The organism is Nitrosomonas sp. (genome assembly GCF_024282095.1).
Lineage (GTDB): Bacteria > Pseudomonadota > Gammaproteobacteria > Burkholderiales > Nitrosomonadaceae > Nitrosomonas.
This window is the reverse complement of sequence record NZ_JAMWZS010000003.1, coordinates 87,360-106,787: the sequence shown is the minus strand read 5'-3', so window position 1 is coordinate 106,787 and position 19,428 is coordinate 87,360. Positions and strand designations below refer to the sequence as shown.

The following is a 19,428-nucleotide window of genomic DNA, read 5'->3' as shown; positions in this document are numbered from 1 at the left end:
ATCTAAAATTATACCACCCGATAATTAGCAACCAACCGACATTCACTACCCGGCGCAACTTCAACAACATCATTCGCCGCATTAGTCGTTTCAACGCACAGCAAGCGCTGATAATCCGCATCTTCAAGATCGGCCATTTCCTTAGCAATTTTCTCCCAGGGATTCCATACCACTGCGGTTTTGCTGCCTTGTGAAGTGATCTGGATACGGCGATTCAGTGCGCTATCGTCGATCGTTAAGGTATTGCCAGCATCCAGATAAATGCGATCGACCTCGGATCCGATGGTCACAGCACCCGATTGCTGCTTTTGCGCATTGCCGCCGCCCGCTTTGTCGATATAATCGCAACCTTCCAAGCCAAGCACTTTGGCTTGCGTAATATTACCTACCTTGAAATAAGTATGAAACGCTTGCGTGATGGAAAATTTTTCTTTCCCGGTGTTGCGGGTAATCAAGGACAGATTCAAAGAATCGCTGATGATAATTTCCTGGTTCAACACAAAGGAATGCGGCCAGATAGCCTGTGTTTCCGGTGTATTCACCAATCCCAAGGTAACCTTGATGTCGCCATTCCCCATCTTCTCGGTAGCTACCACATTCCACGGACGATTGCGCACAAAACCATGCCCTGGTCTTCCCTTGCCTTCCGGATCGGCGCCAAACCACGGCCAGCAGATCGGTGCGCCGCCCTTGATCGCTTTGCCGTCCTGGTAATACGCTTTCGCGCTCAAAAACATCACATCTTCCGGTTCACCGGCCGGTTGATACGACAACACCTGACCGGCATGGATTGATATCAGTGCTTTGGCTTTAGCGGTTTTCACCTGAATCATCGGCAGCCCGCCGTTGCCTGCGATAAATTCCAGTTGACCTGCAATACCGAATTGCGCGTTGAGTTGTTCGATTGTCATGATTTTCCTTTATTAAGTTGTTGTTTGATTTTCTATTCTTGTATGGGTTTGACTCGGCTGGCTGCAAGTTTAGCACGGCTCCGCGCTTCGTCTGTATTGGTGCCGTTCGCCAAAGCGACGCCCATGCGTCGTCGCACAAAAGATTCCGGCTTGCCGAATAAACGCAAGTCACTTTGCGGCACGCTGAGCGCTTCAACCACGCCGGAAAACGCAATGCCTTGGGCTTCCAGTTGGCCGTAAATCACTGCACTGGCGCCCGGAGCCTGCAGGGAGGCATCCACTGGCAATCCCAATATGGCGCGCGCATGTAAATCAAATTCGCTCTGCCGTTGGCTGCACATTGTCACCATACCGGTGTCGTGCGGCCGTGGACTGACTTCGCTGAACCAGACTTCGTCGCCCTTGATGAATAATTCCACGCCAAAAATACCCAAACCGCCCAGATCATCGGTTATTTTCTTGGCAATTTCACGTGCACGTTGCAATGCCAGCGGCGTCATCGCTTGCGGTTGCCAGCTTTCGACATAATCGCCATGCACTTGCACATGCCCGATCGGTTCGCAGAAATGTGTTTGCACATCGCCGTTTACATTCAACGCACGCACGGTCAGTTGCGTGATTTCATAATCAAAATGAATCACCCCTTCGACGATCACCCGCCCTTGATTCACGCGGCTGCCGCTCGCGGCGTAATTCCAGGCCGCTTCCACTTCTCCGGCATGATCGATGCGTGATTGCCCTTTGCCGGATGACGACATGACTGGTTTCACGATGCAGGGGTAGCCGATTTTGTCGTCAATCGCGGAGCATAACTCATTCAAACTGTTGGCAAAGGCGTAAGGCGACGTCGGCAAGCCCAGCGTTTCCGCCGCCAGGCAGCGAATGCCTTCGCGATTCATCGTCAGCTTGGCGGCACGCGCAGTCGGAATCACTGTCGCCAGTCCCATTTGCTCAATTTCAACCAACATGTCGGTGGCAATGGCTTCAATTTCGGGCACGATGATATCCGGCCGCTCTTGCTCTATCAGTGCGCGCAGCGCCTGCCCATCGGCCATATTGATCACATGTGCGCGATGCGCTACCTGATGTCCCGGTGCATTGACATAGCGATCCACCGCAATGGTTTCCACGCCCAGACGCTGCAGCGCGATAATGACTTCCTTGCCAAGCTCACCACTGCCCAGCAGCATGACTTTGATCGCTGACGGACTCAGCGGTGTACCAATCACTGATCGTTTATTCATGGTGTGTTTTCCTCAGTTGTTGTTCTTTTTTTGTTCTGCTGTTGTAATGCCCATTGCACGTGTTCGCGTACCAAAGCCGATGCATCATCCAGGCGGGCTTGCAATGCCGTGACAATCTCACCGGAATACGGCGCGTTGCCCAAACCGACGGCGATATTGCGCAGCCATTGCGGATAACCGATGCGGCGGATCGGCGTGCCGGCCAATTTGGTTTCAAATGTTTCCTGATCCCAACTGAATAGCGCAACCAATGACACAGCATCCAGGCCATTACGCACATGAAAGTCGTCCTCATTGGTGATTCTGGCAAATTTATTCCACGGACATACCAACTGGCAATCATCGCATCCATAGATACGATTGCCAATCAGGGATCGTAACGATTCGGGGATGCTGCCTTTCAATTCGATGGTCAGATAGGAAATACAGCGTCGGGCATCCAGCTGATACGGCGCAACGATAGCCTGCGTCGGGCAAATGTCGATACATTTGGAACAACTGCCACAATAATTTCCGGTCACCTCATCAACGGGTAGCGGTAAATCCGTATACATTTCACCGAGAAAAAACATCGAACCCGCTTGACGCGACAGCAATAAGGTATGTTTGCCACGCCAGCCCAGACCGGCTTTCTGCGCCCACGCCACTTCCATCACCGGCGCACTGTCCGAAAAAACCCGGTAATTGAATTGCCCTACTGCTGCGGTGATTTTATCAGCCAATCGCTGTAAACGTGCGCGCATGACCTTATGGTAATCCCGCCCCAATGCATAACGCGAAATAAAGGCTTGATCGCCGGTGTTGATCACATCCCAGCTATTTTTGGCAGAAGGCGGGGAATAGTTCATGCACACCGAAATAATCCGTTGTGTTCCGGGTTCAAGCTCAGCGGGCCGGGTACGCTTGGTGCCATGTTTCGCCATATAATCCATGTCACCGTGATATCCTTTATCCAGCCACTGGAACAAACCGGATTCCACTGCGGACATATCAGCACCGGCATCCGCGATACAGGTATCTTGAAAACCGAGTTCCTTACTCCACGCTTTGATAGCAGTTGCCAAAGCGATGTAATCAGGCAATTTATTTGTTGAGGTATTTTCTTGCATAACATTCATTCTACAGATTCCGAGCCAACACAGAACCTTACGTATTATCTGGCTGATGAAACAGCGATGTTGGATTTTGGTAAAACAATGGCTGCTACCCTGCATGCCGGATTGATTATTTATCTGATTGGCAATCTGGGTGCCGGTAAAACAACATTCGCGCGCGGTATTTTACACGGCCTTGGCTACCAGCATATTGTTAAAAGCCCCACGTATAATTTAGTTGAAATCTATAAAATTTCTAGGTTATACTTGTATCACTTTGATTTTTATCGTTTCAATGATTATTTTGAATGGGAAGAAGCAGGTTTCCGCGAGTACTTTAATTCGGACTCAATCTGCTTAGTGGAATGGCCTGAAAAAGCGGGAGATTTGTTGCCCGTGGCTGATCTGCAGCTGTTTTTTAACATGCTTGAAACGGGTCGAAGTGTTGAAATTCGAGTGGGTACAGAGACAGGAAAACAATGCTTAAAACATTGGAAAAATCAGAACAACGTGTGATCACCTATTCTAGGGAAACTCTGAATAATTCATGTTTGTCATTCCGAACAAAGTGAGGAATCTTTGTGAATCAATGTCATAGATTTCTCGCTGCGCTCGAAATGACAGTTATTCAGAGTTTCCCTAGTAATCGTCATATTGCTGCTGCACAAGGTATTTTCCTGGCGCTCCTTGTCCTAACCTGCCTGCTGCTATTATCAAGCCAATCTGCACTTGCTGCAGATGTTACCGTTAAATCGGTGCGTGTCGGACTAACACCGGACTATACCCGCATCACATTGGAATCCAATCAACCGCTGCAGTATGAGCTCAGCATGCTCGAAAACCCGCATCGGGTTATCGTCGATTTAAGCAATATCAAGCCTTCTCCGGCACTTGCAACATTACCGCAGAAAGTGAATGCCATTGATCCTCTGGTGGAGAAAGTGCGCATTGGACAGTTCAAACCCGATGTCATCCGACTGGTATTCGATTTGAAAGCGAATGTAGTGCCGCGTACCTTTGTAGTTGCGCCGAAAGAAAATTATGCACATCGATTGATACTGGATATTTACCATCCTGATAAAGCAGCGAAAACTGACTTGAATGCCAATTTTGACGCCGGTATGGATGCTGATTCCACAGCGGATATTCTGGACGAATTGGTTGCCACACTGATACAGAGCGGCAAGCAACCCAAGGCAAATCACGCGCAACACAGCCGCCCACTTCCCAAACCCCAGATAAGTCAATCGAAACAACCCGCCGCTGGTTCCCAGGCTGCCAAAAGCCGTAAACCTGTGATGGTTCCACGAATGATCATTGTTGCTATTGATCCCGGTCATGGCGGTAAAGACCCTGGCGCAGTCGGTTATCAAGGCACGCACGAAAAAGATGTGACATTAGCAATTGCCAGGAAACTCAAAGAAAGAATCGATAAAGAACCGAATATGCGCGCGGTATTGACCCGCACCGGCGATTACTACATCTCACTCCCGCAACGGCGTATCAATGCGCGACGCGCCAATGCCGACCTATTCGTGTCAATACATGCGGACGCCAATCCGAAATCTCATGCGCACGGCTCTTCAGTATTTACACTATCCGAACATGGCGCAACCTCAACTACGGCCAGTTGGCTTGCCGACAAGGAAAACAGCGTGGACAACGATCTGATGGGAGGAATTGATATCACATCAAAATCAAAAGATATCAAAGAATTGTTGTTGGATCTGTCATTAAACGCAACCATTAACGACAGTGTAAAACTGGCCGAACATGTTCTGAGACAACTTGGCGACATCAATCACCTGCATAAAAAAGGTGTCGAGCAGGCCGGTTTTGCAGTGCTCAAATCGCCGGACATTCCTTCCATCCTGGTCGAGACAGCTTTTCTCAGCAACCCCAAAGAAGAAGAAAAGTTACGCAACAATACTTATCAAAACAAAATGGCCGATGCGGTTTTTGTGGGAATTAAAAACTACTTTGCAAGCAACCCGGCGCTCACTCGCGCCGAAATAGCGCAAGTCAAATAAACCAGCCATCTTTCGTGAAGCAATGTAAACGCATTAAACTGTCACGGCAAACGGTATACAATAACCGCTGTCCAACAAAAATTCACAATTGTCCTAATTTACGATTACCAAGCAAGCATGAGTGAATGCGCACCGATCAAACCCTAACGCAGTGGTATCAGCTAAGTAATGAACAAGGCACGCAACGCATAGCGCTGGTGGGTAACTATACGCTGACAGCACTTGAGCATGTATTGGAAACACTGGCAGGCGAACTGACTCAACAGGCGATAAATCCTGACTTACACTGGGACTTAACCGGCATTCAACAAATGGATACAGCCGGCATGATGATGTTATGGCACGCCTGGAATGCACAGCGCCCCAAACAGCTGCAATTGCGCTCGGAACATGAAAAAATGTTTCAGCGGTTGGAACATTTCCCTACGCCACAACCCGTAACCCAATATCGCGATATCCTCTGGCCCATTACATGGCTGGGGCAATTAGTATTGCTGTTATGGCAACATACCGTAGGCCTGATCACGCTGATCGGTCAATTACTGATTGATGTTGTTTATTTAATCCGGCACCCTGTTTACATTCCCTGGCGCGAAATCTCTGCCAATTTATTTCGCACCGGTGCACAAGCGCTGGGAATCACAGCGCTGGTCGGATTTCTGATCGGTATCGTATTGAGCTATCTATCTTCCAAACAATTGCAATTGTTCGGCGCGGATATCTTCATCATCAATATATTAGGCATCAGCATTATTCGTGAACTGGGCCCCATGCTGGCCGCGATCCTGGTAGCCGGCCGCTCCGGATCATCGATGACAGCGCAATTGGGTGTCATGCGCGTCACGCAAGAGTTGGATGCCTTGACGGTTATGGGCATCTCGCATAGTCAACGTTTGATTCTACCTAAAATAGTAGGTCTTGGGATTGCCATGCCATTGTTGGTCATGTGGACCAGCACCATGGCACTGTTGGGCGGAATGGTCGCGGCAGAATTACAGTTAGGCTTGAGCTATCAATACTTTATCACTGCATTACCGGATTCTGTGCCGATCGGCAATTTATGGCTGGGACTCGGAAAAGGGGTAGTATGTGGCATGGTGATTGCGCTGATCGCGTGCCATTTCGGTTTAAGAATCAAACCCAATACCGAGAGCCTGGGAGAAGGCACGACGACTTCCGTGGTTACCGCAATCACGATGGTGATTATTGTCGATGCGATTTTTGCAGTAATATTTTCCGATGTAGGGCTCACCTAAATCATGATGAAGCCGGAATGCATTATCGAAATTGAAGGGCTACATACGCGCTTTGGCGACCATGTCGTCCATGAAGATGTCAATTTATCCATTCATCGTGGCGAAATACTGACACTGATCGGTGGTTCCGGTAGCGGAAAAACAACGTTACTGCGCCAGATGCTGGGTCTGGAAAAACCCGCCCAAGGTAGCGTAAAAATTTTTGGAAGTGCGCCTACCGATTTTAATCTTCAAAGAAAAAGCATCCGCAATCGTTCCGGCGTGCTGTTCCAACAAGGTGCATTATTCAGCGCATTGACTGTATTTGATAATGTTGCTTTGCCGCTACGGGAGTTACACACACTAAGTGAAAGCATGATTCGTGATTTGGTCATGATCAAGCTGAATATGGTGGCAATCGAACCGGAACATGCCGGCAAAATGCCCTCGGCCTTATCGGGTGGAATGATCAAACGTGTCGCTCTAGCACGTGCGCTGGCATTAGATCCGGAATTATTATTCCTGGATGAGCCCACCGCCGGACTGGATCCTGAATTAAGCGAAAGTTTTGTAGAACTGGTGCTTACATTGCGCAGCGAAATGGATCTAACGATTGTCATGGTAACCCATGATCTCGATACCTTGGTTGCGTTATCAGACCGCATCGCTGTGCTGGCTGACCAACAAGTGGTGACAACCGGTACTGTCGCTGAAATATGTCGCTTTCAGCATCCGTTTATCACCAGCTTCTTTAAGAGCATACGACATAAATTTAATCAAAAAGATTATTCGGAGCAAACATGGAAAACCGCGCCCACGCTCTCGTAGCCGGCCTCTTCGTTATTTTCCTCAGTATCGCGATCGCTTTAGTTGCGATGCGGTTCAGTGGCAGCAATATCCAGCATAACGCTTATCTCGTGGTAACCAAAGAATCGGTGAGCGGACTGAGCCCGCAATCTGCCGTACACTATCGCGGCGTTAATATTGGCAAAGTTGAAAATATCGAGTTTGACCCCGATAATCTACGCCAGATTCTCATTCATATCCTGATTGACGAGAATGTGGTACTCAGCAAATCGATTTACGCACAGTTAGGATACCAAGGTGTTACCGGACTTGCTTATATACAGTTAAATGATGATGGTATTGACAATGAGCAATTACCGTCTGATGCGCGTATTCCAATGCGCCGCTCATTGCTCGATGAAGTGACTGGATCCGGTCAGGATTTACTGAGCAATGTCAATCAATTGGTATTAAAAATGCATCAATTGCTGGACGATCAGAATCAAACACAAGTTGCAAAAATTTTGCAGAATATTGAAAAAGCCACCAGAAATTTTGATGGGATTGCCGGGCATTTACAACCCGTATTAAAGTCTTTCACTGAACTGACCATTGAATCTGCGACCCTGGTTAAACGCCTCGATCAACTTTTAAGTGAAATCAATCTTGCAGTGGCAAAAGCCAATCAGAAAGAAGGTATCTTTGACAGCTTGTCTCAAAGCGCACAGGAATTAGCAACCACAATCCCTGAACTACATAGAGTGAGTGACAGCATCACACGTAATTCAAATAATTTAGACCGGGTGCTGCATCAATTGGAAGAGAATCCGCAAAGCCTGATATTCGGTCGCTCACCATCATCACCCGGTCCTGGAGAAGCGGGCTTTATACCACCTGCAGAGAATATTAAATGATAAAAATTCTATTATTGATTCTAGTTCCTTACCTGCTCTCAGGTTGCGCCGTATTTCATAAGTCACCCTCTGCAGTTTCTGTTTATGATTTTGGGTTACAGCAACTTGCTCACAATAGATCGCAGCAATCGCATCAGCCAAGAAAAAGTATACTCATCGCCGATGCAATCGTACCATCATGGCTGGATAACACCGCAATCCATTATCGGCTTCTGTATCACAATCCATCTCAATCATATCGTTACGCCAATAGTCGTTGGATAGCACCACCTGCTGCCATCCTTACCCAGCAAATACGCGACCGCATCGTTACCCATACGAACGAGCAAGTCATCAAAAATAGTAGCACCGCAAAAACAGACTACATTTTACATATTGAATTAGAAGAATTTATTCAGGCATTTGATACCGAGAAAGACAGCCATGTTGTGGTTGGTTTGCGTGCCAGTTTGATTGAACGTAACTCGCGCAATCTATTCGCCCAAAAAGATTTCAGTATTAAAGAGAAAACACCGACGGCTGATGCAGCAGGTGCTGTATTCGCACTGGGCTCTGCCAGTCATCAATTAATTAATGAACTCGTTGGATGGCTCACTACTGAATTGCCGCCTTATTAACTCTAGTAGTAGGGAAATATTTTTTCAAGTAACGCAACATTGTGGCGAGACGAAGTAAGCAGAAAACCCACAAAAGCGGATACTCGCAAATCTGGATTTTTAGAGGTGCCCTTATCATTCGCTTATGTTAGTATCCCGCAAATTATTGTTCAGGAGATTTCTTGTGCGTTTGTTTTTTACTACACTTCTCTTAACCTATCTACTCAGCGCTTGTGGTCTTAAGGGACCACTTTATCTTCCTCTTCCAAAAACTGATGAGGTAAATCGCACATCACCCAATGAAGCAGAGAAGAAATGAGCGGCTTCCCGGAATTCAGCTACCGCGACAATCAACTCTTTGTAGAATCAGTACCTTTACAACAGATTGCCGATGAATTCGGCACACCGTGCTATGTCTATTCACGAGCTGCCTTAACCAAGGCTTATCAGGAATTCGACGCCGCTTTTGCCAACCGGAATCATTTAATTTGTTACGCAGTAAAAGCCAACTCCAACATCGCCATACTCAATCTATTCGCGCAACTTGGCAGTGGTTTTGATATCGTATCGGGCGGCGAGCTGCAACGCGTTATCAAGGCCGGCGGAGATCCGAGGAAAACGGTTTTTTCCGGTGTTGGCAAAAACACTCATGAAATACGCATGGCACTGGATGCCGATATTCTGTGTTTTAATGTGGAATCCGAGGCAGAATTGGCCACTCTGAATCAGATCGCAAAAGAGTTGGGCAAGATTGCATCGGTCAGCTTGCGCGTCAACCCGGATGTGGATGCAAAAACCCACCCTTATATTTCAACCGGCCTGAAAGAAAATAAATTTGGTGTCCCGGCCGGTGAAGCTGAAAGAATTTATCAATCCGCGCACCTGTATCCTTCCATTCGGTTTACCGGATTGGATTGCCATATTGGTTCCCAGCTGACAGAACTTGAGCCATTCATGCAAGCGAGCAACAAAATGCTCAATTTGCTGGATAAGTTGCAATCACAAGGACTGGAAATTGAGCACCTGGATTTGGGCGGCGGATTAGGCATTCGCTATACCAATGAAACCCCGCCGTCCATCAAGGATTATGTTGCTGCGCTATGTGCCAGTACCGGTCAAGTCAAACAACGTCTGCTCATTGAACCGGGCCGTTCTCTGGTGGGTAATTCAGGCATTCTGCTCACGCGCGTTGAGTATCTCAAACACACATCCGCACGCAACTTTGCCATTGTCGACGCGGCAATGAATGATCTGATGCGCCCGGCACTCTACGATGCCTATCATGACATTGTTCCGGTCAGCAAGAATAATGCAGATGTCAAAAATTATCAGGTTGTCGGCCCTGTGTGCGAAACCGGTGACTTTCTGGGCCATGACCGCATGCTTGGTCTGGCCGATGGGGATTTATTGGCGGTCATGTCAACCGGTGCCTATGGCATGAGCATGAGTTCGAATTACAATACCCGGCCGCGCGCAATTGAAGTGATGGTGGATCGGGACACCGTGCATGTCATTCGGCAACGCGAAACCATCGATCAACTCATCGCTGGCGAACAAATTTTGTCTTAATTTAACGGCATAGGATATGGCGATGCGCCCAATTGTAGTAACATGCCTTATCGCTTTATGACAAATCTGTAATGACAAGCCTTCCCAGTATCAACGACGAGCAATATCAGGATTATATCCTGCAAGGCGTATCGCGCACGTTCGCATTAACCATTCCACAACTACCCGAAGCTTTGCGCCGTGTTATCGGTAATGCATATCTGCTATGCCGCATCACCGATACGATTGAAGATGATAATGCGCTCACATCAGAGCAAACCAGGCAACTATCGCACTTATTTTCTGAAGTAGTCTGTGGCAACGCATCCGCCGAAGAATTTGCACAAAAACTCTATCCGCTCCTTTCCGATCATACTATCCCGGCAGAGCATGATTTAATCAAAAATACACCTGCGGTTATTCGCGTCACGCATAGCTTCAATCCCGCGCAACGTAATGCGTTGGAGCGCTGCGTTCGCATCATGGCGCAGGGCATGTCCGACTATCAGGAAACGGAATCTCTGGAAGGACTGAAAGACTTGCCTGCAATGAACCAGTATTGTTATTACGTTGCCGGTGTAGTCGGTGAAATGCTCACTGAATTGTTTTGCGATTACTCTCAGGAAATCAATATCCATAAACCCACGCTGATGAAACTTTCCGTATCATTTGGCCAGGGATTACAAATGACGAATATCCTCAAGGATATTTGGGATGACCGTAAACGCGGCGCGTGTTGGCTCCCGCAGGATATTTTCCTTAAACATGGATTCAATCTCAATAACTTACAGCCGGGCATGTCCGATCCGGAATTTCAGGCAGGATTAGCAGAGTTGCTGGGTATCGCTAAAGGCCACTTACAGAATGCACTCGTATACACCAGTTTGATTCCTCCACAAGAAAAAGGAATTCGTCGTTTCTGTTTATGGGCAATCGGCATGGCCATCTTGACGCTCAATAAAATCAATCAGCATCGGAATTTTTCTGAAGGAACACAGGTTAAAATCAGTCGTCGTGATGTGAAAGCAACCATCGTCACAACCAATTTATTTGCGAGTCACAACCGGGCGCTCAATTTATTGTTTAAACTGACATCCAGGAATCTTCCCGATGCTGAAGTACATCAAGAAGTCTTGCTCTGAAATCAAATAAAAGGTCGCTGATTGATTTGCCGTACCCCGAATTGTGCTTCTTATTTTTAAGCTAACTTGTCAATAACGTGCTACAAGATCGTATTTAATTATGAAATCATTGGTTACCGGTGCAACAGGGTTTCTCGGCTCAGCTGTCATGCGATGTTTACTGACTGCAGGTCATGAAGTTCGTGTGCTGGTGAGACCCGGTAGTAACCGGAAAAACCTTGAAAATTTCCCGGTTGAAATTACTGAGGGTGACTTGCTTGATCACGAATCACTCAAACGAGCGGTTAACGGTTGCGATAATCTATTTCATGTGGCTGCGGATTATCGTCTGTGGGTGCCTGATCCGCAGACAATGCATGAAATCAACGTCAACGGTACACAAGCGCTCATGATGGCTGCCGCGGAGGCCGGTCTGAAACGTATTGTTTATACCAGCAGTGTGGCAACCTTAGGTCTGAACCCGGGTGGATTGCCGGCGAATGAGGAAACACCATCCAATCCCGCAACGATCAACGGCTATTACAAGCGATCCAAATATCAGGCCGAACAAATCGTAAAAAAATTGACCGATGAACACCGTTTGCCTTTGACCATCGTCAATCCATCCACGCCCATCGGTCCCGGCGACATACGCCCGACACCAACAGGTCGCATCGTAGTGGATACATTAATGGGTCGAATGCCCGCCTATGTGAATACCGGATTAAACATTGCGCACGTGGACGATATTGCGCATGGACATTTATTAGCTTATCAACATGGAAAACCGGGTGAGCGGTACATACTGGGCGGCGATAACATGATGCTATTGCAAATCCTGCAAACGATTGACGCAATCAATGAGGTACAAGTAAATCGCATCAAGATGCCCGTGAATTTAATGCTGCCCATGGCATGGTGTATGGAAAAGATTGCAACTTTCACACATTCCGAACCACGCGCAACATTGGACAGCGTGCATATGGCCAAGAAATTGATGTTTTTCTCCAGTACCAAGGCCCAGCGCGAATTAGGCTATCAATACCGCCCTGCCATTGAAGCGCTCAAAGACGCTGTCCGGTGGTTCAAGGAGCATGGTTACTGCAAGTAACCGCACTAAGTCCTTGTAACAACTAGCAGCTTTACCGGTTTTCGTAAAAATTCCTCAGCTCGACTCCATACCATGATCCGCTTCAAGTTTCTTCCACACGCACTTACCGTTACTCTCGCGCGCAATGCTTTCCAATATCGCCAGATGCTGGGCGTGTTCTTCCGCTGTCGCCTTAACGATCTTCAAATTGCAACCGTCCAGATGATCCACTGCGTATTGTGTAAGCTCACTGTGCCCCAGCTCAATATGCAGGCTTTCTTGTCCGCGTGTCATGGCCAAATAAACTTCGGCCAACAGCTCCGCATCCAGCAACGCGCCATGCAGCGTTCGTTTGGAATTATCGATCGCGTAACGTTCGCATAAGGCGTCAAGATTATTGCGTTTACCGGGATGCAGCTCCTTGGCCAGTTTTAATGTGTCCGTTATGGATAAGCAATAGCCACTCAATGCCGGCAAATTGATTAAATTCAATTCATGGTTGAGAAACCCGACATCGAATGGCGCATTATGGATAATAAGCTCGGCATCACTGATAAAGTTCAGGAATTCCTTCGATATTTCATGGAATTTCGGCTTGTCTTGCAGAAATTCGGTGGTTAAGCCATGCACTTGCAAAGCACCTTCATCGCTGTTGCGTTCAGGATTGAGGTAATAGTGGAAGTGATTGCCGGTAAACTGCCTGTTACTTAACTCCACCGCCGCGATCTCTACAATGCGGTGTCCCTGTTTATGATCCAGGCCGGTTGTTTCAGTGTCCAGTATTATTTGGCGCATATTAAAATTTCTAAGTATTTTGCATGTCGTCGGTGGAAATCATTTCAACACCACGATTCGCCAGTTCATCGGCCCGCTCGTTGTCATTATTACCCGAGTGACCACGCACCCAACACCATTCAATGTCATGTTGCTGCGTCAGTTGATCAAGCAATTTCCACAAATCTTCATTTTTAACCGGCTTTTTTGCGGATGTGCGCCAGTTATGGGCTTTCCATGCATCGATCCATTGGCTGATGCCTTTCTGTACATATTGCGAATCGGTATGCAAGTGTACTTTGCATGGACGTTTTAACGACTCCAAAGCACGTATTGCCGCCAGTAGCTCCATGCGGTTATTCGTTGTTAATTTCTCACCACCAAAAATCTCACGTTCATGGCCCGCATAGCGTAACAAAGCCCCCCACCCGCCGATCCCTGGATTTCCTTTACACGCGCCATCCGTATATATCTCCACGACTTTAGAATCTCCGGTATTCATGGCTTATTCAACTCATCCGTCAGGTTTGGGCGATCCGATGATTGCTCCTCTGCGGAAATTTTATTATTCAGTTTCTGGGCAACCGGCGCTACGCGCGCTTTCGGGTTAAAACAATTTTTCCAACCAGGCTTAATAATTCGCATACCATGCATGTGTTTAATCGCATGCAAGAAATAAACCCCGCCTGAAATCGGCCACCAACGATCCCCTGCGGCTTCCATAAAACTAAACCGCTGAATCCATTTCTCCTGTTTAAATGGCGGCGCATAGCAGCTTAATCGACCGCCGGCCATCTCAAAATCCAGTAATTTCAACCAATCTTTAAGCCTTGATAGTGCGATGAAATTTCCATTCCACGGATACTCTTTCGGCGTAGATTTTAAACAGCGACAAGCGCCCCATAAGCTCAATGGATTAAACCCTGATATGACGATATGCCCCTCAGGAATCAAAATTCGGTGCACTTCCCGTAAAATTTGATGCGGATTATGATTAAACTCAAGTACATGTGGCAGAATTACGAGATCCATGCTATTACTTTGAATAGGAAGGAAGTCAGCCGCAGCGCGCACGGATACGCGATTCTCAAGTCCCAGCGAGAAATGCAAAGGCATTCTGTTCAAACGAAGAAAATTAAACTGGGACAAGCCGATCTGAACTGCATTATAACCAAAGATATTTGTTACAGCCTGATCAAAATAGCGATACTCTTGGTCGATCAAATATCGGCCAAGCGAAGATTCAAACCACTGCTGATGATTATTTATAACCATTATTAATCAGCTTATCTACTTAAATTGTTATCGTTTTTCAATGGCCTGTTAAGCATATCAACGCTATATTGAAGAATTTTTACATGGGAATTTCATGCTGAACATTTATCCTGTCCATGCTTTTAAAGACAATTATATATGGGTTATCCATAATCAGGATTATGCTGTTGTTGTAGATCCGGGCATAGCCTCTCCCGTTATTGAGTATCTTGCGTTAAAAAAATTGCAATTAAGTGCAATCCTCATTACGCATCACCATCATGATCATACAGGCGGCAATGCCGAATTACTTCAATTGTTCGATATTCCAGTCTATGGCCCGCAACATGAATTTATCTCAACAGTTACTCATTCGGTAAAAGAAGGGGATCGGCTCAGTTTGTCAGAAATATCGCTTCATCTCACCGTATTGGATACCCCCGGACATACGCAAGGGCATATTGCTTATTATGGGTCAGATCCAATCAATTTGGTATTCTGCGGAGACACACTTTTTTCTTGCGGATGCGGCCGGATTTTTGAAGGAACCCCACAACAACTGTATGAATCGCTGCAAAAAATTTGTCGATTGCCTGATGATACTCTTGCTTATTGTACGCACGAATACACGCTAAGTAACATTCGCTTTGCCAGAACTGTCGATCCGAAAAATCTGCAACTGATCGAATTGGAACGCAGCGCACAAGCATTACGTAATCAAAATATCCCAACAATTCCTACCACGCTTGCGCTGGAAAAGGCAGTCAATCCTTTTTTACGCTGCAATCAACAAGACATTGTGAATAGCGCGCAGAACTACGCTGCTACATCCCTTGCAGATCCTTTAAGCGTTTTCACCGTGTTACGTGAATGGAAAAACAATTTTTGAAGAAATTCAGAATATTTTTACAGTTACTAAATATTCTCATGGATGACAAGAATAACAATTTGATCTTATTAAACTAAAAAGGCAATTTGACTGCAACAAAGCATTTGTCAAATTGCCTGATTACAAAAAACTTATCGGCAGCTAGATCAGCTATCCGCTATTTCTTGGGTTTAGCTGCACGTAATACCGGGTAATGCTGTGTGAAAACCATATCCTGTGCAGCATTGGCTTTATGGCAAGCTGCACAGGCATCATCTGCCTGTATTACGCCTTGCTTGGCTTCATAGGATTCAAAAGTAAAGTATGCCCAGTTACCAGGTCTGTCCGGGTAGCGTTTGGAATCTTTTACCGTGGCAGCGATTCCATTGAATTCCCCTTGGAAATAACCATTTCCGCTCGCCGATTCTTTTGCACCTACACTCACGAGTTCTTTAACGATGATTGTGCCATCACGGAACTCACCTGTCTTTTTCCAATGATTCCAACTGGTTGGGTCGATGTATACATTATGAAATTCAGGAAATGCAGGTTTTCCATCATTCATATCTTTGGGGGTAACCGGCGCGCCTACAAAAATCCATTCGCGGTAGTCTCTTGGCGTAAGCAATACATTTTCTTTAGTAAAATTACCAAAATTCTGGTCTTTATGGTGTCCATGCGCATCAGAAGCACTTACTGGACTTGCCAGTGCAAGAGATAACAATACCGGGGCGATACCACCTAATAACGTCTTTTTAAACTGTAACATAATAAACCCTTAAAATGATTAAAGAAACGTAAAGAAAAAGCAATAGCATATACTGCCTTCCTTTTTATGGTAGTCAGACATATCATCTTCGTCAAGAGGTAAGTCAAAGTGACTTTAACAAAAAATTACTTGTTCGTTCAATTTTCAAAAGAATCAAAAAAACCACCAGCAATGAATCCTTACTGAAAATACTTTAACAAGTTTTAAAAAGAGAGAGCCCCTGAAATCATATTTCAGGGGCTCTCTGAAAAATTGAAGCTAATATTTTAGTTTTGTTTTTGTCTACGTAATGAGAAACCTACTAAACCCAATCCGACCAATAACATTGCATAGGTTTCTGGTTCCGGAACAGGTGAAGTGATTCCGCTGACCCAGTTCGATGGTGTTGGGTGAATGTTTGTCAATGAATAAGGATCCACTGATATGATTCCAAAAATTGGATCTGGCTTGCCGGAAGTAGGATGAGCTAGCGTTCCGGTAAAATCTGTCAAATCCACACCCGTACCGGATATCGTCCAGATGCTGTTTGCAAAATCGCCATCGAACCGCTCAGCCTTGTTTTGAGGAAACCAGTCAATCGTGATGTGCTGACTGTCCGATTTGTAACCACTATCCATATTCTGGCCACTTTCGTATGCAAAGGTTTTAATATCAGCGCCATGAATTGTGGGTTGTGCAAAAGTAACACTAGCCGGCCCTTGATAAACAAAATCGAGACGGTTGACTGTCGAATCTGCAGGATCAGCAAACCCTGGTGATGACCAGTTTGGTGTCAGCGTAAACTGAACACCGCCCACTATTTCTGTCAATGTCAGTTCAGCAACAACGGGATAAGGTGGCGTAAATGATGCCGTAGAAGGCAAATCAAATTTATACGTTGCAGTATCTCCAACGTTTGCAAATGCCGGCGCTGCACTAACACCCATGACAGCAGCAATCAGAACTGCTAATTTTTTAATCTTCATTCTAAACTCCCTTTTTATTAAAAGTGTAGGTTAAGAAACTTGAACCTCAGGTAAGTAAGCAATCATCTGTCAAATTTCCGCACTTACTGTGGAGCAAAATATATCGATAAAGCACTTGCTGCGTAAGTGCCATTAATCCTTTTTTTGTAGTCTCTCTATACTAGGGTCTGTTGACAATTGAAGATAAGTATTTAATAGAAAGAGGCAAACTCGTAATATTGAGGTTCCTATACCACCAATAAAACGAGTTTGCGATGCCCCGCTTGATGCTCAGTGATGAGTTTTGGTCGAAGCTGGAGAAGATTCTGCTTCAAGAAGCCATTTATAACAAGCGCAATTTGCGTATGACGGTAGAAGGAATGCTGTATCGAATGCGAGTAGGTTGTCCGTGGCGAGATTTGCCGAAGGCATTTGGAAGTTGGAATTCGATTTACAAAAGATTCAATGCGTGGTCATCGAGTAGCAAGTGGGGTAGGATTTTCAAGGCACTGATCATTGACGCGGATTGTGAGTGGGAATTTATTGATGGTAGCTACGTGAAAGCGCATCAGCATAGTGCGGGAGCAGCTAATAAGAAACCTCAAGCCATTGGTAAAAGCCGTGCCGGGAATACCACGAAGATTCACTTGGTGGTTGATAGTTATGGCTTACCGATTGAGTTTGAGATTACCGGTGGAGGAGTCAATGACTGCTCTGCAGCACCCGGTTTGATTGCCAAGTTACCTGATGCGGAGGTGATTGTTGCAGACAAGGGCTATGATAGCGAGTGCATACGAGAGCAAATAACGAAGCAGGGAGCCAGGGCTGTAATACCAAGAAAGCGCAACTCGGTGAAGGGTAATGCGGATATGGATTGGGGTTTGTATAGATATCGGCATTTGGTGGAAAATGCCTTTGCAAGACTAAAACAGTATCGCGCGGTGGCAACAAGATACGATAAGCTGAAGAGAAATTACGAAAGCATGGTCGCTATGGCATGTGGGTATCTATGGTTACCTATGTAAAATGTCAACAGACCCTAGGGAATTTCCTAACGAAAACTTGATAATCAGGGCGTCATTGCGGGAAATTTTCTACCGGCTTTGGTTATATTTTGCTGTATAAACGCGTTCGGATAGAATAATAATCAATGAATTTCAAGCACCTACAAGAAATATGGAACCCGTGACCAACTCTTGGTAGTGTTCCTGACGGATTAGTACGCTTGTCATGTCTGAGCGCACCGGCTACACCCATTTTCTATTCAATAACCTCAACATCTGACAAAAACTGCAACAGTTCCGGAGTGATATTGAAGCCAATGCAATAGCAAAATTACTTCAATTCATGCTACAACCGATAAAAATATGATGTCACACCCACCGGCGCACCGATTTTAAATACTGGCCATAACCATCACCAAATTTGGTTAATAGAGCCTTCTCCTCTGGCATGATCTGAAATCGGTTCAAATATAAAACAAACAGTGGCAACAACAATAAAGACAGGATGTTTTCCAGAAATACTCCCCACGCTACCAGCATCACAAGAAAGCCAACATACATGGGATTCCGGCTTAGTTTGTAAATACCTTGGGTGACAATCTCAGTAGCTGATTCCGGAGTTAATGGATTCACCGTTGTTCTTGCTGAAATAAACTGGATGGCAGCGACGATAATCAGCGTGCAGCCCAGCATCGACAACGCGATCGCCACCCATTCCTCACCTGGAATTTGCACCATCGCCCATGAATTTGTTTGCGCAGTGAGCCACATTGCCGCGGCAAATAATAGTACCAACCCTGCCGGTGGAATCTTAAGTTCAAGATAATGCATAGAAAAGTACCTTTGTCTTTAGGATGAAGAATTATCTTCAAGCGATCCCAATCCGGAATCCGGCGCTATTTTCGCCAAAAAATAACCGGAGATTATGCCGATCAGCCAGCTGGACACCATGAGAATCGGCAGGAGATGTGAATCGTTATTGTCGCGAAACTGAGTTATTAAAATTCCGAGCGGCGCAGCGCCGCACAGTATGAAGAAGCAGCTATCCAGCGCCCCCTTACCCCAACGGGTTAACGCAAATGACAATAGCAGAAACGGCAAAAACATAATGAGTTGATAATGCCAGGATATACCACTCCAAAGTACCCCGAAGCCAATGAACGACAATAGAAAACCACCGATCAGGGCCGACACGCTAACCAGTACTTTTTTCCAATTAACTTGATGATTTGATGCTTGTTTCATT

General features: G+C 46.1%; 22 protein-coding genes. 12 read left to right on the top strand and 10 right to left on the bottom strand.

The genetic code is table 11. The features are described from left to right. Positions 1-8 precede the first annotated feature (8 nt). From Q0K92_RS01985 to queG, 3 genes are read right to left on the bottom strand one after another with little or no spacing between them, the layout of a single operon-like run. The gene (locus tag Q0K92_RS01985) at positions 9-911 is read right to left on the bottom strand and encodes a D-hexose-6-phosphate mutarotase (RefSeq protein WP_297324130.1); all 903 of its coding nucleotides are present in this window, start codon (positions 909-911) and stop codon (positions 9-11) included. A gap of 32 nt (positions 912-943) precedes the next feature. Beyond that, the gene (gene purT / locus Q0K92_RS01980) at positions 944-2,155 is read right to left on the bottom strand and encodes a formate-dependent phosphoribosylglycinamide formyltransferase (protein WP_297324129.1); all 1,212 of its coding nucleotides are present in this window, start codon (positions 2,153-2,155) and stop codon (positions 944-946) included. Beyond that, complete coding sequence (gene queG, locus Q0K92_RS01975; protein ID WP_297324145.1) at positions 2,152-3,264, bottom strand: tRNA epoxyqueuosine(34) reductase QueG; 1,113 nt, start codon at positions 3,262-3,264, stop codon at positions 2,152-2,154. The genes purT and queG overlap by 4 nt, the downstream gene beginning before the upstream one ends. Between queG and tsaE the strand changes: the two genes are divergently transcribed. The 10 genes from tsaE (at position 3,259) to hpnA (ending at position 12,590) form a co-directional block, all read left to right on the top strand. Further along, positions 3,259-3,765 carry a tRNA (adenosine(37)-N6)-threonylcarbamoyltransferase complex ATPase subunit type 1 TsaE gene (tsaE, locus tag Q0K92_RS01970; protein ID WP_297324128.1) on the top strand — a complete coding sequence of 169 codons (507 nt, stop codon included), beginning with the start codon at positions 3,259-3,261 and terminating at the stop codon, positions 3,763-3,765. The genes queG and tsaE overlap by 6 nt on opposite strands. Before the next feature lie 101 nt (positions 3,766-3,866). Further along, positions 3,867-5,279 carry an N-acetylmuramoyl-L-alanine amidase gene (locus tag Q0K92_RS01965; RefSeq protein WP_297324127.1) on the top strand — a complete coding sequence of 471 codons (1,413 nt, stop codon included), beginning with the start codon at positions 3,867-3,869 and terminating at the stop codon, positions 5,277-5,279. 125 nt (positions 5,280-5,404) lie between these two features. Next, positions 5,405-6,535 (top strand): ABC transporter permease, encoded by a 1,131-nt coding sequence (locus tag Q0K92_RS01960; protein ID WP_297324126.1) that lies wholly within the window; start codon positions 5,405-5,407, stop codon positions 6,533-6,535. Between the two features lie 3 nt (positions 6,536-6,538). After that, positions 6,539-7,342, top strand: a complete 804-nt coding sequence (locus Q0K92_RS01955) for an ATP-binding cassette domain-containing protein (protein ID WP_297324125.1) — start codon at positions 6,539-6,541, stop codon at positions 7,340-7,342. Continuing rightward, positions 7,315-8,214 carry an MlaD family protein gene (locus Q0K92_RS01950; protein ID WP_297324124.1) on the top strand — a complete coding sequence of 300 codons (900 nt, stop codon included), beginning with the start codon at positions 7,315-7,317 and terminating at the stop codon, positions 8,212-8,214. Before Q0K92_RS01955 ends, Q0K92_RS01950 begins: the two co-directional genes overlap by 28 nt. Further along, positions 8,211-8,831: an ABC-type transport auxiliary lipoprotein family protein gene (locus Q0K92_RS01945; RefSeq protein ID WP_297324123.1), complete on the top strand. Its 621-nt coding sequence runs from the start codon at positions 8,211-8,213 to the stop codon at positions 8,829-8,831. Before Q0K92_RS01950 ends, Q0K92_RS01945 begins: the two co-directional genes overlap by 4 nt. A gap of 124 nt (positions 8,832-8,955) precedes the next feature. Further along, positions 8,956-9,129, top strand: a complete 174-nt coding sequence (locus tag Q0K92_RS13015) for a lipoprotein (protein ID WP_366083914.1) — start codon at positions 8,956-8,958, stop codon at positions 9,127-9,129. Next, complete coding sequence (gene lysA, locus Q0K92_RS01940; protein ID WP_297324122.1) at positions 9,126-10,379, top strand: diaminopimelate decarboxylase; 1,254 nt, start codon at positions 9,126-9,128, stop codon at positions 10,377-10,379. The genes Q0K92_RS13015 and lysA overlap by 4 nt, the downstream gene beginning before the upstream one ends. 71 nt (positions 10,380-10,450) lie before the next feature. Next, positions 10,451-11,500 carry a phytoene/squalene synthase family protein gene (locus Q0K92_RS01935; RefSeq protein WP_297324121.1) on the top strand — a complete coding sequence of 350 codons (1,050 nt, stop codon included), beginning with the start codon at positions 10,451-10,453 and terminating at the stop codon, positions 11,498-11,500. Positions 11,501-11,600: 100 nt separating this feature from the next. After that, positions 11,601-12,590 (top strand): hopanoid-associated sugar epimerase, encoded by a 990-nt coding sequence (gene hpnA, locus Q0K92_RS01930; protein WP_297324120.1) that lies wholly within the window; start codon positions 11,601-11,603, stop codon positions 12,588-12,590. 54 nt (positions 12,591-12,644) lie between these two features. Here hpnA and dnaQ read toward each other — a convergent pair whose 3' ends face one another. From dnaQ to Q0K92_RS01915, 3 genes are read right to left on the bottom strand one after another with little or no spacing between them, the layout of a single operon-like run. Beyond that, complete coding sequence (gene dnaQ, locus Q0K92_RS01925) at positions 12,645-13,364, bottom strand: DNA polymerase III subunit epsilon (protein ID WP_297324119.1); 720 nt, start codon at positions 13,362-13,364, stop codon at positions 12,645-12,647. A 10-nt stretch (positions 13,365-13,374) separates the two neighbouring features. Next, positions 13,375-13,845, bottom strand: coding sequence for a ribonuclease HI (rnhA, locus tag Q0K92_RS01920; RefSeq protein WP_297324118.1), 471 nt, complete (start codon positions 13,843-13,845; stop codon positions 13,375-13,377). After that, positions 13,842-14,618 carry a methyltransferase domain-containing protein gene (locus Q0K92_RS01915; RefSeq protein ID WP_297324117.1) on the bottom strand — a complete coding sequence of 259 codons (777 nt, stop codon included), beginning with the start codon at positions 14,616-14,618 and terminating at the stop codon, positions 13,842-13,844. Before Q0K92_RS01915 ends, rnhA begins: the two co-directional genes overlap by 4 nt. Positions 14,619-14,712: 94 nt before the next feature. On the opposite strand from Q0K92_RS01915, the gene gloB reads away from it, so the two are divergent. Beyond that, positions 14,713-15,486, top strand: coding sequence for a hydroxyacylglutathione hydrolase (gloB, locus tag Q0K92_RS01910; RefSeq protein ID WP_297324116.1), 774 nt, complete (start codon positions 14,713-14,715; stop codon positions 15,484-15,486). 157 nt (positions 15,487-15,643) lie between these two features. Here gloB and Q0K92_RS01905 read toward each other — a convergent pair whose 3' ends face one another. Both Q0K92_RS01905 and Q0K92_RS01900 read right to left on the bottom strand, forming a co-directional pair. Continuing rightward, a complete protein-coding gene (locus Q0K92_RS01905) occupies positions 15,644-16,234 on the bottom strand; it encodes a cytochrome P460 family protein (protein ID WP_297324115.1) in 591 nt (196 codons plus the stop codon). A 266-nt stretch (positions 16,235-16,500) separates the two neighbouring features. After that, positions 16,501-17,199 carry a PEP-CTERM sorting domain-containing protein gene (locus Q0K92_RS01900; protein WP_297324114.1) on the bottom strand — a complete coding sequence of 233 codons (699 nt, stop codon included), beginning with the start codon at positions 17,197-17,199 and terminating at the stop codon, positions 16,501-16,503. A gap of 254 nt (positions 17,200-17,453) precedes the next feature. Between Q0K92_RS01900 and Q0K92_RS01895 the strand changes: the two genes are divergently transcribed. Next, a complete protein-coding gene (locus tag Q0K92_RS01895; RefSeq protein ID WP_297324077.1) occupies positions 17,454-18,203 on the top strand; it encodes an IS5 family transposase in 750 nt (249 codons plus the stop codon). Between the two features lie 348 nt (positions 18,204-18,551). Here the strand turns inward: Q0K92_RS01895 and Q0K92_RS01890 are convergent, their stop codons facing one another. Continuing rightward, a complete protein-coding gene (locus tag Q0K92_RS01890) occupies positions 18,552-19,013 on the bottom strand; it encodes an isoprenylcysteine carboxylmethyltransferase family protein (RefSeq protein ID WP_297324113.1) in 462 nt (153 codons plus the stop codon). Between the two features lie 18 nt (positions 19,014-19,031). Continuing rightward, positions 19,032-19,427 carry a lysophosphatidic acid receptor gene (locus Q0K92_RS01885; RefSeq protein ID WP_297324112.1) on the bottom strand — a complete coding sequence of 132 codons (396 nt, stop codon included), beginning with the start codon at positions 19,425-19,427 and terminating at the stop codon, positions 19,032-19,034. Position 19,428 lies beyond the last annotated feature (1 nt).

Bases quoted from the DNA above. Each gene is read 5' to 3' on its own strand.
- Q0K92_RS01955 (WP_297324125.1), top strand. From the start codon at position 6,539: ATGATGAAGCCGGAATGCATTATCGAAATTGAAGGGCTACATACGCGC.
- queG (WP_297324145.1), bottom strand. From the start codon at position 3,264: ATGCAAGAAAATACCTCAACAAATAAATTGCCTGATTACATCGCTTTG.
- Q0K92_RS01915 (WP_297324117.1), bottom strand. From the start codon at position 14,618: ATGGTTATAAATAATCATCAGCAGTGGTTTGAATCTTCGCTTGGCCGA.
- Q0K92_RS13015 (WP_366083914.1), top strand. From the start codon at position 8,956: ATGTTAGTATCCCGCAAATTATTGTTCAGGAGATTTCTTGTGCGTTTG.
- Q0K92_RS01950 (WP_297324124.1), top strand. From the start codon at position 7,315: ATGGAAAACCGCGCCCACGCTCTCGTAGCCGGCCTCTTCGTTATTTTC.
- Q0K92_RS01960 (WP_297324126.1), top strand. From the start codon at position 5,405: ATGCGCACCGATCAAACCCTAACGCAGTGGTATCAGCTAAGTAATGAA.
- gloB (WP_297324116.1), top strand. From the start codon at position 14,713: ATGCTGAACATTTATCCTGTCCATGCTTTTAAAGACAATTATATATGG.
- Q0K92_RS01935 (WP_297324121.1), top strand. From the start codon at position 10,451: ATGACAAGCCTTCCCAGTATCAACGACGAGCAATATCAGGATTATATC.
- Q0K92_RS01900 (WP_297324114.1), bottom strand. From the start codon at position 17,199: ATGAAGATTAAAAAATTAGCAGTTCTGATTGCTGCTGTCATGGGTGTT.
- Q0K92_RS01945 (WP_297324123.1), top strand. From the start codon at position 8,211: ATGATAAAAATTCTATTATTGATTCTAGTTCCTTACCTGCTCTCAGGT.
- purT (WP_297324129.1), bottom strand. From the start codon at position 2,155: ATGAATAAACGATCAGTGATTGGTACACCGCTGAGTCCGTCAGCGATC.
- Q0K92_RS01885 (WP_297324112.1), bottom strand. From the start codon at position 19,427: ATGAAACAAGCATCAAATCATCAAGTTAATTGGAAAAAAGTACTGGTT.
- hpnA (WP_297324120.1), top strand. From the start codon at position 11,601: ATGAAATCATTGGTTACCGGTGCAACAGGGTTTCTCGGCTCAGCTGTC.
- Q0K92_RS01905 (WP_297324115.1), bottom strand. From the start codon at position 16,234: ATGTTACAGTTTAAAAAGACGTTATTAGGTGGTATCGCCCCGGTATTG.
- rnhA (WP_297324118.1), bottom strand. From the start codon at position 13,845: ATGAATACCGGAGATTCTAAAGTCGTGGAGATATATACGGATGGCGCG.
- Q0K92_RS01895 (WP_297324077.1), top strand. From the start codon at position 17,454: ATGCCCCGCTTGATGCTCAGTGATGAGTTTTGGTCGAAGCTGGAGAAG.
- Q0K92_RS01965 (WP_297324127.1), top strand. From the start codon at position 3,867: ATGACAGTTATTCAGAGTTTCCCTAGTAATCGTCATATTGCTGCTGCA.
- dnaQ (WP_297324119.1), bottom strand. From the start codon at position 13,364: ATGCGCCAAATAATACTGGACACTGAAACAACCGGCCTGGATCATAAA.
- lysA (WP_297324122.1), top strand. From the start codon at position 9,126: ATGAGCGGCTTCCCGGAATTCAGCTACCGCGACAATCAACTCTTTGTA.
- Q0K92_RS01890 (WP_297324113.1), bottom strand. From the start codon at position 19,013: ATGCATTATCTTGAACTTAAGATTCCACCGGCAGGGTTGGTACTATTA.
- Q0K92_RS01985 (WP_297324130.1), bottom strand. From the start codon at position 911: ATGACAATCGAACAACTCAACGCGCAATTCGGTATTGCAGGTCAACTG.